This window comes from Shuttleworthella sp. MSX8B, assembly GCF_000524295.1.
GTDB lineage: Bacteria > Bacillota > Clostridia > Lachnospirales > Lachnospiraceae > Shuttleworthia > Shuttleworthia satelles.
Window position 1 is genome coordinate 1 of record NZ_JAQT01000003.1, and the last position, 12,871, is coordinate 12,871.

The window sequence follows — 12,871 nt, forward strand, 5'->3', positions numbered from 1 at the left end:
TGCAGAGTACAAGGTAGATAGGGCAGAGATGTAAGCACAGCAATGTGTTAAGTTGACTGTCACTAATCGATCGAAGGCTTGACCAAAAGCGAAGAAAATGGACGAGCAGGAAGAAAGCAAAGCGAGAATGCTTGCATTCAAAGCGAATGCTTTCTTTCTGAGAGAGTTTGCGCAGCAAACACATCGAGCAGAAGCGTCGAAGACGCGGATGCGAGATGACCATTTTCGAAAAGTGTGAGAAAAGAGGAGCGAGAGCGCTTGCGCTTGGAGCGACCTGTTTTCGAGCGAGTCCATTTGCGCAGCAAATGCACCGAGAAGAAGCGTCAAAGACGCGGATTCGAGGTGACCGCTTTCGTAGAAAATGGAAGAGTTTGCAAAGCAAACACATCGAGCAGAAGCAACGAAGTCGCGGATGCGAGATGACCATTTTCAAAGGTTTGCAATTCATCTGTATGAAGTTTTGAAGGTATTCGCGGAGACGAGCCCTCGGGCTCGTCTCTTTTTCAGAAGGTTTGCCTTTTTTGCAAATCTTGTGATACAATACCTTTCGTTGAGCCGACATGCTCAATGCATAAATAGGGGTATAGTTCAGTCGGTAGAACGTCAGTCTCCAAAACTGAATGTCGAGGGTTCGAGTCCTTCTGCCCCTGTCAAGAGGAGAAGATCTGTGTGTCAGATCTTCTTTTTCTTTGCGCATTTGCCCGGACGATGCTGTGCGGCGGCGAAAGGGTGTAATATGTATAGAGAAGGTAGAGGAGGTATTCGATGAACTGGTTTCCGGAAATTAAGAAGAACTTTGGTTTTGGATGTATGCGTCTGCCCATGCTGGAGAATGAGCAGGTTGATCTTGAACAGTGTAAGGAGATGATCGACCTCTTTCTGGCAGCCGGATTTAATTATGTTGATACAGCTCACGGCTACATTGACGGCAAGTCAGAATTGGCGATCAGGGACTTCTTGACCAAACGCTATCCCAGGGAGGCCTACCTCCTGACAGATAAGTTGACTGATTCTTACTTTAAGCGTGAGGAAGACATTCGTCCCTTCTTTCAGAGTCAGCTTGAGGCCTGCGGAGTGGACTATTTTGATTTTTACCTTCTCCATGCCCAGAATGCCCAAAATTATAAAAAATTCAGGAAGTGTCACGCCTATGAGACCTGTTTTGACCTGAAGAGAGAGGGAAAGATCCGCCATGTCGGCCTCTCTTTTCACGATAAAGCGGAGGTTCTGGATCGGATTTTAGAGGAGAACCCGCAGATTGAGGTCGTTCAGATCCAGTACAATTACGCTGATTACATGGACGCGACAGTGGAGTCAAAAAAGGTATATGAGGTCTGTGTCAGGCATCAGAAACCGGTTATTGTTATGGAGCCGGTCAAAGGAGGAAGGCTGATCCAGCTTCCGGAGAAGGCGCAGAAAATCTTTGACGCGCTGCAGAAGGATTCCGAAAAGCATCTGAGCAATGCCTCATACGCGATTCGCTTTGCGGCGGATCCGGACAATATGGTCATGGTCCTCTCCGGCATGAGCAATATGGAACAGATGAGGGACAATCTCTCTTTCATGACAGATTACAGGCACCTGACGGAGGAAGAAAAGAAGGCAATCGAAGAGGTTCGCAGGGTTTTTCTGGATCAGAACCTGATCCCCTGTACTTCCTGTCACTATTGTGTGGAGGAGAACCATTGTCCGAAGAATATTTTGATTCCGGACCTTTTCTCCTGCCTCAACGGCAAGAGACAGTTTGATTCCTGGAATCAGGATTTCTACTATCGGACGGTTTTGACGGCGAACGGACACGGGTCTGCGTCATCCTGTATGAAATGCGGGCAGTGCGAGAAGGTTTGCCCACAGCATCTTCCTATCCGGGATTTGCTTGTGGATGTCGCGAAGGAGTTTGAATCCCATAAGGCTTAAAAAGCACCGTTTCTTTTACGGTTAAAATTATCTGAAAACAGGGGAGCTGAAAATATTCGCGGCTCAAAAATTCTTCTAAAAATCCCCAATATAATCCACCTGAAAATAGGGGTGGAAATTTTCACTGATACCATGTAATATGAATTTGAACCATGTGGTTTTTCCTTCGGTACTATGTTGATTTTTATTGATTTTCATAATACCTGGCGGTCAAACCCGTGGTTTTTTGCGGTTTAGGCACTTTTGGCCTGGCTGACAATCAACAATAAAGGTGCTCCTGTTTATCGCGTGAATGGAGCATTCCCGTCCGCTGCGCAGAAGGGGGATTGCTGTTCGCGGGAATACAGGAAGAGAAGGGGGGATGCACAGATAAAGATGTTTTAAAGGATGTAGATGGAAAGAGGGGTGTGAAAACACACAGGAAATCATCTGTATGTAAGAAAGTGGGAGGTAAAAATTGGGAAGGAAGTTTCGAGGCTGGATCGGATTGATCACAGCTGCGGCAGTAGCTGTTTCTCTTGTCCCGACAAGTGCTTTTGCAGGGGAAGCAGGAGGGGTCACAGGCAAAAACAACGCGAAATCCGACAATCTTTTGCGGCTCTGGTATGATAAGCCGGCGAGCGATTGGCAGACACAGTCGCTGGCGATTGGCAATGGTTACATGGGTGGCCTGGTTTTTGGAGGCATCAACCAGGATCGGATTCATATCAATGAAAAAACGGTCTGGGAGGGCGGGCCGGATGGCAAGTCTACCTACAGCTATGGCACAACGAATCCGATCAGTACAGAAGAGGACCTTCAGAAGATCAAAGACAATCTGAATGAAATTCGTCAGAAATTGGATGATAAGTCTGAGCATGTCTTCGGCTTTGACGAAAACTCCTATCAGGCGAGCGGAACCGATACAAAAGGGGAGGCAATGGACGCGCTGAATAAGCTGATGGGAGATCTGAAGGGCTACGACGCCCCGACAGATTATGCCAATCTGTATATTTCAAATGACCAGGATCCCTCCAAGGTGACGAATTATGTCAGAGATCTGGATATGCGAACTGCCCTGGCGACCGTGAGCTACGATTATGAGGGGGTTCACTACAGCAGAGAGTATTTTAACAGCTATCCGGACAATATCATGGCCGTGCGTCTGAGCGCGGACAAGGATGGGAAAATCAGCTTTAAGACCAATCTTGAGAATTTGATCGGGGGAGACGTCTATACAAATGTTGTTCGCGGCGACACAATCACAATGCGCGATGCCCTGAGAGGAAACGGACTGAAAGTGGAAGCGCAGCTGAAGGTCATCAACGAGGGAGGAAGCATCTCCAGCGATGAAAACGATGGGAAGCCGGCAATCCGTGTATCCGGGGCAAACGCGGTTACACTGATTTTCGCTTGCGGCACAGACTACAAGATGGAGCTGCCGAATTTCCGCGGAGAGGATCCGCACAAGGCAGTGAAAAAGAGAATTCAGGCTGCGGCGAAAAAGGGATATCAGGCCCTGAAAAAGGATCATGTGGAGGATCATTCCGCGCTCTTTTCCCGCATGGAATTGGGATTTGATGAAGAAATCCCGCAGATTCCCACAGATGAACTGATCCGCAGATACCGCAACATGGTGGAAAACAATGGAGGACAGATTCCGACGTCGGCAGAGCAGAGAGCGCTGGAGGTGATGTGCTATCAGTTCGGACGCTATCTGACCATAGCCGGATCCAGAGAGGGATCTCTTCCGACAAACCTTCAGGGCGTCTGGGGAGAAGGCTTCTTCACATGGTATGGGGACTATCACTTCAACATCAATGTTCAGATGAACTACTGGCCGACCATGGCAAGTAATCTGGGTGAATGCATGAAGCCCTACAATGACTTTCTGAATGTTCTCAAGGAGGCGGGGCGCAATGCGGCGGCGGCTTCCTATGGGATCAAGAGCCAGGGAGGAGAAGAAAACGGATGGCTCGTGGGATGCTTCAGTACACCCTATATGTTCTCGGCCCTGGGACAGAAGAATAACGCGGCGGGATGGAATCCGATCGGCTCAGCCTGGGCTCTCCTCAATTCTTATGAATATTATCTGTATACCGGAGATACCCAGTATTTGCGGCAGTTATATCCATCGATGAAAGAGGTCGCTAATTTCTGGAACAAGGCTCTCTATTGGAGTGAGTATCAGCAGCGCTATGTATCCGCCCCCTCTTATTCCCCGGAAAACGGGCCGATTGTCAATGGGGCGTCCTATGATCAGCAGTTTATCTGGCAGCATCTGGAGAATACCATTCACGCGGCGGAGACATTGGGGCTTGACGGCGATCTGGTTGCGGAGTGGAAAGAAAAGCAGTCCAAGCTGGATCCGGTTATCGTGGGCAAGAGCGGACAGGTCAAGGAGTGGTTTGAAGAGACCTCTTTCGGTAAAGCGCAGGCGGGAAATCTTCCGGAAATTGATATTCCTCAGTGGAGACAGAGTCTCGGCGCACAGAACTCGGGAGTGCAGCCGCCGCATCGTCACCTGTCGCATCTGATGGCATTATATCCCTGTAATCTGATCAGCAAAGACAAGCCGGAATATATGAGCGCGGCGGTCGTATCGCTGAAAGAGAGAGGACTGGACGCGACAGGCTGGTCAAAGGCCCATAAGCTGAATCTGTGGGCCCGTACAGGGCATGCCGAAGAGGCCTTTAAGCTCGTGCAGTCAGATGTCGGAGGCGGAAATTCCGGATTCTTGACAAACCTCTTCTGTTCCCACGGAAGCGGAGCGAATTATAAGGAAAAACCGATCTTCCAGATCGACGGGAACTTCGGTTATACGGCCGGCGTCAATGAAATGCTGCTTCAGAGTCAGCTGGGATATGTGCAGTTCTTGCCCGCTCTTCCGGACCAGTGGAGCACAGGGCATGTCAAGGGCATTGTCGCAAGAGGCAACTTTGAGATCAATATGGACTGGTCCAACGGAAAAGCGGACCGCTTTGAGATCACATCGAGAAAGGGGGGCACATTTACAGGAGAATATAAAGATATCGCCGCTTGCAGCGTCAGAAAATCGGACGGTTCCAAGCTGACGCCCCAGGTCCTTTCGAACGATAAGATTTCCTTTGCGACGGAGGCGGGAGAGACCTACACCATCGATTACAATGCGTCACCCGACAAGCTGAAAAGTGTCATCGACAGGGCCAAGGAGCTCTCCGAAAAGATGAAGGGCCAGCTCCTTTCAGAACAGAAGACCCATCTGGATGAACTGATTCAGAAAGCAGAGAAGGTGATCGCGGAAGGAAAATCGGAGGACTATGAAAAGCAGTCACAGAGCTTAAGCAAGGCGATCCGTGTCGGCGAGGCCGCCATATCCCTGCGGGATGCCTATGACGAGGCGAGAAAAGTCTACAATCAAAGAGATGTAAAGGAGGAATGGGCAAGCTATATCAAGACAGCCGCTGATCTGAAGAAGCAGACGGATGCGGCTGAGGCGCTCTTGAAAGACAAAGAGTGCGGCGTCAGCCAACTGGAGCTGATGCAGGAAAGCGTCAACCACGCCAGAGATGCTCTTTTGGGTCTGTGGGACAGACTGACACTGCGAATAAGCCCGGAGAACAAGCTCACGCTCAGCTCCGATGATAAGATTGAGATCTCCAGCGAGTTTGATGATCTTCAGATCAGATACACGACGGACGGAAATGATCCGATGTGGTTCTCTGATGAGTACAGGGAAGCCTTCCCGGTTACAAAGTCCAAAGAGACGGTAAAGGCCGCTCTCTTCCTGGGAAGACGCCAGATGAGTAAGGTCTATACGGCGGAGTATCTGAGCCAGGAGGCTCTGAACACGGCGGAGGGCATTGAGCAGAACCACAGCTCTGTTACGGACAAGGGGACGTCAGGCGATTCGGCAGGCCTGGAGAAGGCGCTGGATGGGAAGAATGGCAGTGCATGGTACCCGACAAACTTCCCGACTCTTCTGGAGCTTCAGTTTGATCAACCGGTGAAAGTGAACACGGCAGAAGTGGCGCTGGACTGGTTCTATGAGAATTACTATGATATCGCGGACATGGATATTGAGTACTGGAATGGAAGCGAGTGGATTGCGGCAGTCAAGGGGGCCTCTTTGGGGGCTCAGTCCAAGGTCTTTTCGTTTGATGAATTCGAGTCTGACAAGGTAAGACTCAAGATTAACAAGGCATGGCAATATGATTATTATGGAATGATCGGCGTCGACGCCTTCCGTCTCTTCTATCTGAAGGACAAGGTGACCACAAACAGGGCCGGACTCGACCAGGTCCTTTCTGTGGCCAAAAAGAGTGTGGACAATGGAGATGTCAGCAAGGCAATTCCGAGTGTACAGAAGAGTTTTCAGCAGGTATTTGCCTATGCGAAATCTGTGAGCTCCAATATCCAGTCCAGTCAGGACACTATAGATCACACGACAGCCGCTTTGATTGAAGAAATTCAGAGGCTGGGCCTCAAGGCAGGCGATAAGACAAAGCTCAGAAATCACGATACCTTATATAGGGCGCTGGATCTGAATCTGTATATCGATGGAAGAGAAAAAGATGCCTTTTCAGAGGCTCTTGCGAATGCCAAAAGGGTCATTGAGGATGAGGATGCGCAAGAGGCAGATGTTCTGAAAGCAGATCAGGCACTTCTCGACGCGGCAAAAGCTCTGGTCAAGAAGGGAGACAAGACAGCGCTTGCGGCACTGACGGACGCGACTGCCTCTTACAAAAAAGAGAACTATCTCAGCGCGGGATGGAACGCCTTTGAGGAGGCGGTCCATGCGGCAAAGAGGGTGCTCGCAGACCCGTCGGCAAGGCAGGAAGATGTCGACCAGGCGAGACAGGCTCTCGCGGAGGCGGTGATCAGGCTTCAGCCCAAGGCGGACAAGGCGATTCTGAAGGAGACCATCGAAAAAGCGAAGGCAGTGGATCTGTCGGGATACAGACAGGAAAATGTAAATGAGCTGCAAAGCGCCCTCTCGAAGGCGGAGGCTCTCATGGCAAATGAGGAGATCTCCCTTTACGATCAGCCTCTCGTTGACGCGGCAGTACTTGATTTGCAAAAGGCAATGGAAGCTCTTCAGAAGGAAGAGGCAAAAGCATCGGATCCGTCAAAGCAAGGAGGCGATGGGGGATCAGGTCAGAATCAGGGCAATCCCTCCGGCGGGCAAAAGCGGCTGACAGCCGATCCGTCGAAGAAAGCCGGACGGACGGCTGGAATCAGTGCGAAAGCGGCGAAGACAGGAGATCTGGCGCCAATGATTCCGGAGGCTGCCGGTCTGATTCTGTCCCTGTCAGCAATCGCCCTGCTGCTGAAGAAGAGAAGGGGGAATCAGAAAATCAGAAGGTGATCCCGGCCGATTTTTCTGCGGGGAACAGGGAAAAGCGGGTAGGTTGGCAGATGCAGGTCATTCCCATGGGTTTTTCTGCGATCAGACCATCGGTTTCCTTGCGTTCAGCCCGCCTTGAACCCGGCTCTCTTCTATGCTAAGATTGAGCACGATATGGAAAAAGGCAGTGAAGACCCACAGTAAGCCGCTGTGAATCCGTGACAGAGAGTCCTTTCATGGTTGAGAGAGGGGCGACGGAGACAGCAGATGAAATTCAGGTTGGAGCCGCATTTCTGAAAGGCAATGCTCCAAATCCGTTTTCGGGCGGATTTGAAAAGACAATCCGAGGAGAGAGCATAGCCGAGTAGGTGATGACGTTGGCGCGCGTTAGGCGCATGGAGAGTCTGTATTCACGCAGAAATCAGGGTGGTACCGCGGAGTTATGTCTTCGTCCCTTTGGGGACGGAGACTTTTTTCGTAATGATCGAATGCAGGCCCTGCGATCATGCGGTTGTTTCAGGAGGAGAAAGACCATGGCAGTGAATGAAAAACTGGAAGAAATTCGGCGGAGGACCCTTGAGAATATTGCCAGGGCCAAAAATCTGGAGGAGCTCAATGAGGTTCGCCTGACCGTCTTAGGCAAGAGAGGAGAACTCAAAGAGCTGATGAAGGGGATGCGGGAGCTCTCAGCGGAAGAGCGCCCCAAGTTCGGCCAGCTGGTCAATGACGTCCGCCAGATGGTTGAGCAGGAGCTGGCAGACCGAAAGAGCAGGATGGAAGAGGAACTTCTGAACAGGAAGCTGGCCTCTGAGACAATCGACGTCACTCTGCCGGCCAAAAAGATCAAGCTGGGTCACCGCCACCCCAATACCAGAGTCTTGGATGAGGTGGAGCGGATCTTTATCGGCATGGGCTATGAGGTGGTCGAGGGACCTGAAATCGAATATGACTACTATAACTTTGAGGCCCTCAACATTCCCGCCAACCATCCGGCCAAGGATGAGCAGGACACCTTCTATATCAATAAGGACATTCTTCTGCGCACCCAGACCTCACCGGTACAGGTCCGCGTGATGGAGAAGGGAAAGCTTCCCATTCGCATGATTGCACCCGGCCGCGTCTTCCGCGCGGATGAAGTTGACGCGACCCACAGTCCCTCCTTCCACCAGATCGAGGGAATGGTGATTGATAAGAACATCACAATGGCAGATCTCAAGGGAACCCTTCTGGAGTTTGCCCATAAGATGTTTGGGGAGAACGTCAGGCTTAAGTTCCGTCCCCACCATTTCCCCTTCACAGAGCCATCCGCCGAGGTGGATGTCTCCTGTTTTAAGTGCGGAGGCAAGGGCTGCCGATTCTGTAAGGGAGAGGGCTGGATTGAGATCCTCGGCTGCGGCATGGTCCACCCGGATGTCCTGCGCATGAGCGGCATTGACCCGGAAGAATACCAGGGATTTGCCTTCGGCGTCGGTCTCGAGCGCATTTCTCTGCTCAAGTATGAGATTGATGATATGCGCCTTCTCTATGAGAATGACGATCGTTTCCTGTCCCAGTTTTAAGGGAAAGCGAAGAGGATGGGCTTTCGATTGAAAGTATCCGGCAGAGGGAAAACGAAGAAGACGGATTTTCGATTGAAAGCGTCCGGCAATGAGAAAGCGAAAAAGATAGATTTTCGATCGAGAGCATCCGGCAGAAGGAAAGCAAAAATGATCGGTCTGCCGGATGGATGACAGAAGGCAAGGCGCTAGATAAGGAGAAAAAGCATGAGAACATCTCTCAAGTGGATTAAGGCCCTGGTTCCGGGCCTGGATGTGACGCCCCAGGAGTTCGCGGATGCCATGACTTTGGCGGGCAATAAGGTCGAGTACTACACGGATCTGGCAGCGGATCTGGACAAAATCGTGGTCGGAAGGATTCTTTCCATCCGGCCTCATGAGGATTCTGATCACCTGCTGGTCTGCCAGGTGGATGTGGGGACAAAGACCATACAGATTGTGACCGGAGCTCCAAATGTCAGAGAAGGACAGCTGGTGCCTGTCGCACTGGACGGTGGTCGTGTGGCGGGAGGCCATGACGGAAGTAAGACGGAAGGAGGAATCCGAATCAAGGCCGGAAAGCTCCGCGGCGTTTCCTCCGAGGGCATGATGTGTTCTATTGAAGAGCTGGGAAGCAGCCGGGATATGTATCCGGAGGCGCCCGAGTATGGCATTTATGTCTTTGAAGAGGACGCGGACCTTATGCCCGGTGATGATGTGGTCAGGGCTCTGGGATTGGATGATGTTGTCGTCGAGTATGAAATCACTTCCAACCGCGTCGACTGCTTCTCTGTTTTGGGTCTGGCCAGAGAGGCCGCAGCGACCTTCGGCAGAGATTTTTGCCCTGATCCGGTAACAGAGACCGGAAACCGGGAGGATGTCAGGGACTATGTCTCTGTGGAGGTGAAGAATCATGACCTGTGCGCCCGCTATACGGCCCGTCTTGTCAAGAATGTCAGGATCGCGCCCTCTCCCAAGTGGATGCAGCGCCGCCTGATGGCGCAGGGAATTCGCCCCATCAACAACATTGTGGATATTACTAACTATGTCATGGAGGAGTATGGCCAGCCCATGCACGCCTATGATTTAGACCGGATTGCCGGTCAGAGGATTGTGGTCAGAAATGCCGCCGAGGGAGAGAAGTTTACAAGCCTGGACGGGCAGGAGCACACGCTGGACGCGTCCATGCTGATGATCTGTGACAAAGACAAGCCGATCGGTCTGGCCGGAATTATGGGCGGGGAAAATTCCATGATCACGGACGACGTCCACACCATGCTCTTTGAGGCAGCCACCTTCGATGGAACCAATATCCGCCTGTCCTCCCGCAGAGCCGGTCTGCGCACAGACGCCTCCGCCAAGTTCGAGAAGGGACTGGATCCCAATCTCGCCATTGAGGGAATGAACCGGGCCTGCCAGCTGATAGAAGAGCTGGGCGCCGGAGAGGTGGTCGGCGGGGTGATTGACATTTACCCCGAGAGGGTCAATCCCTGGACTCTGCCCTTCCAGGCAGATGCCTATAATCACTTACTGGGGACGCAGATCAGTCCGGAGCAGATGATCGAATACCTGAAGCCTCTGGGGATCGGATATGACAGAGAAAAGGGGCAGCTGCAGATCCCGACCTACCGGCAGGACCTGCACTGTGACGCGGATATTGCGGAGGAGATCGCCCGCTTCTATGGCTATGCCAATATTCCGACCAGCCTGCCGGGAGGATCTTATGCCGGCGGCCTGAGCAAAAAACAGAGGATCGAGGGCCTGATTCGTGATACGGCCGAATTCTGCGGATTCTCGCAGGCTATGTGCTATTCCTTCGAGAGTCCCAGGGTCTTTGACAAGCTTCTGCTGCCCGCGGAAGATCCCCTGCGCAAGGCCATCCGTATTTCAAATCCCCTGGGAGAGGACTTCTCCATTATGAGAACCTGCTCTTTAAACGGAATTCTGACCTCGCTTGGAACCAATTACAGCCGGCGCAACGCGGATGTTTGGCTCTACGAGATGGGAAATGTATACCTGGCCAAGTCCCTGCCCCTGACAGAGCTCCCCGAGGAGCGTCTTAAGCTGACGCTGGGCGGCTATGGAGCGATCGATTTCTATCAGATGAAGGGAGCTGTTGAGGAGATTTTGGCCAAGCTGGATATGAGAGACCGGGTCAGCTATGATCCCGGGAGCGGATATCCCTTCCTGCATCCCGGTCGCCAGGCCAATATCCGCTATGAGGGACAGGAGATCGGATATATCGGTCAGATGCATCCGAGCGCGGCTGGCAACTACGGGATCAAGGATCCGGTCTATGTCGCGGTCCTCGATGTCGGGGAGCTGGTTTGTCATGCTAACTTTGCTGTCAAATATGAGGGGATTGCCAACTTCCCGGCCTCCAGAAGAGATCTCTCCATGGTTGTGCCCAGGGAGATTCTCGCGGGAGACATTGAGGATATCTTCGCCTCTTGCGGGGGCCGGATCCTGGAGTCCTATGAGCTCTTTGATATCTACGAGGGCGCGCAGATTCTGTCTGGCTATAAGTCCATGGCCTACACTCTGACCTTCCGCGCGAAGGACAGGAACCTCTCTGATGAGGATGTGAATCAGTCTATGGATTCCATATTAAAGGCGTTGAAGGAAAAGGGGATCCGGCTTCGGGAGTAATTCGCCGGGGAAAAATGGATCCGGCTTCGGGAGTGATCCGCCTAGGAAAAGGGGATTCGGCTTCGGGAGTAATTCGCCGGGGAAAAATGAATCCGGCTTCGGGAGTGATCCGCCGGGGGAAAAGAAGGTCAGAGAGGAAAGATCAATAATGGACGTCAAGGATTTCGACTATGAGCTGCCAGAGGAGCTGATTGCGCAGGATCCCCTCTTAAAGAGGGATCAGTCCCGCCTTTTGGTTCTGGATCCTGAGACCGGGGCCATGGAGCACAGACATTTTTATGATATCAGGGATTATCTGAGGGCAGGTGACTGCCTGGTTATCAACAATACCAGAGTCATCCCCGCCCGTCTGCTCGGGGCAAAGGAGGAGACCGGGGCCAAGGTAGAGGTTCTCCTGTTGATCAATCATGGTGGAGACAACTGGGAGACTCTGGTGAAGCCCGGTCGCAAGTGCCGGGAGGGAGCCAGGATCAGCTTCGGAGAGGGCCTTCTGGTCGGACAGGTGACGAAGGTTCTAGAGGATGGGAACCGAATGATCCACTTCTCCTATCAGGGAATCTGGGAAGAGGTCTTAGACCGGCTGGGACAAATGCCCCTGCCCCCTTACATTCATCACCAGCTTGCGGACAAGAACCGCTATCAGACCGTTTACGCCAGGCATGACGGGTCGGCGGCGGCTCCGACGGCCGGTCTGCATTTCACACCGGAGCTTTTAGAGGAGATCAGAAAGAGCGGCGTGGAGATCGCGGAGGTGACTCTGCATGTGGGGCTTGGAACCTTTCGCCCTGTCAAGGCGGACCGGGTCGAGGATCATGACATGCACTCGGAATACTATGTGGTAGGTCAGGAGGCGGCGGACACGATCAATCGCGCCAGGGCCAATGGAGGCCGGATTATTGCGGTTGGGACCACCTCGACCAGGACCCTGGAATCTGTCGCTGAAGCGGATGGGACGATTCCTGTCAAGTCCGGCTGGACGAAGATCTTTATCTATCCGGGCTATCAGTTTAAGGCAATCGACGGATTGATCACCAACTTTCACCTGCCCCAGTCCACTCTGCTGATGCTGGTATCAGCTCTGGCCGGACGAGACCATATCCTGAATGCCTACCGCGAGGCAGTGGAGGAGAAGTATCGCTTTTTCTCCTTTGGGGACGCGATGTTTATCAAACCGAGAGAAAAATGAGATCAGAGCATTCCTGTTTATTGAGGAGGGAAAATGGCGAGAAGTGAGTCTGAGAAATTAAAGGCGATGCAGGAGCTGACGATGATGCAGTCAGAGGAGGAGAATATTGCCGGTCAGTTCAACAAGGGCCTGGACCGGTTCGCCTCGATTGAGAGCGAGGACCTGCTGGCCTTTCTCAAGGCGGTGACAGAGGATCAGGAGAATTAAGATAGGGTTAAGGAAATTAAGAAAAACAAAAGGATATTTCCAGTCGAAGCAATCAAAAAAGCCTTATACTGA

6 protein-coding genes, 1 tRNA gene, 1 rRNA gene and 1 other annotated feature are annotated in these 12,871 nt (G+C 52.1%); all 8 genes read left to right on the forward strand.

Annotation, left to right across the window (positions count from 1 at the left end):
• Nucleotides 1–86: ribosomal RNA gene (locus HMPREF1508_RS00410) — 23S ribosomal RNA — on the forward strand; the annotation flags it as partial.
• A gap of 491 nt (nt 87–577) precedes the next feature.
• Nucleotides 578–650 (forward strand) — tRNA-Trp (locus HMPREF1508_RS00415).
• 115 nt (nt 651–765) lie between these two features.
• Nucleotides 766–1,917: an aldo/keto reductase gene (locus HMPREF1508_RS00420; RefSeq protein ID WP_044958419.1), complete on the forward strand. Its 1,152-nt coding sequence runs from the start codon at nt 766–768 to the stop codon at nt 1,915–1,917.
• Nucleotides 1,918–2,374: 457 nt separating this feature from the next.
• Complete coding sequence (locus HMPREF1508_RS00425) at nt 2,375–7,243, forward strand: glycosyl hydrolase family 95 catalytic domain-containing protein (RefSeq protein ID WP_044958421.1); 4,869 nt, start codon at nt 2,375–2,377, stop codon at nt 7,241–7,243.
• A gap of 157 nt (nt 7,244–7,400) precedes the next feature.
• Nucleotides 7,401–7,681: a binding site (T-box leader), on the forward strand.
• 80 nt (nt 7,682–7,761) lie between these two features.
• Nucleotides 7,762–8,781: a phenylalanine--tRNA ligase subunit alpha gene (pheS, locus tag HMPREF1508_RS00430; RefSeq protein WP_044958452.1), complete on the forward strand. Its 1,020-nt coding sequence runs from the start codon at nt 7,762–7,764 to the stop codon at nt 8,779–8,781.
• Between the two features lie 204 nt (nt 8,782–8,985).
• Nucleotides 8,986–11,406 carry a phenylalanine--tRNA ligase subunit beta gene (pheT, locus tag HMPREF1508_RS00435; protein WP_044958423.1) on the forward strand — a complete coding sequence of 807 codons (2,421 nt, stop codon included), beginning with the start codon at nt 8,986–8,988 and terminating at the stop codon, nt 11,404–11,406.
• A gap of 148 nt (nt 11,407–11,554) precedes the next feature.
• Nucleotides 11,555–12,592, forward strand: coding sequence for a tRNA preQ1(34) S-adenosylmethionine ribosyltransferase-isomerase QueA (gene queA / locus HMPREF1508_RS00440; protein WP_044958424.1), 1,038 nt, complete (start codon nt 11,555–11,557; stop codon nt 12,590–12,592).
• A gap of 33 nt (nt 12,593–12,625) precedes the next feature.
• A complete protein-coding gene (locus HMPREF1508_RS10075) occupies nt 12,626–12,799 on the forward strand; it encodes a hypothetical protein (RefSeq protein WP_156923144.1) in 174 nt (57 codons plus the stop codon).
• Nucleotides 12,800–12,871 lie beyond the last annotated feature (72 nt).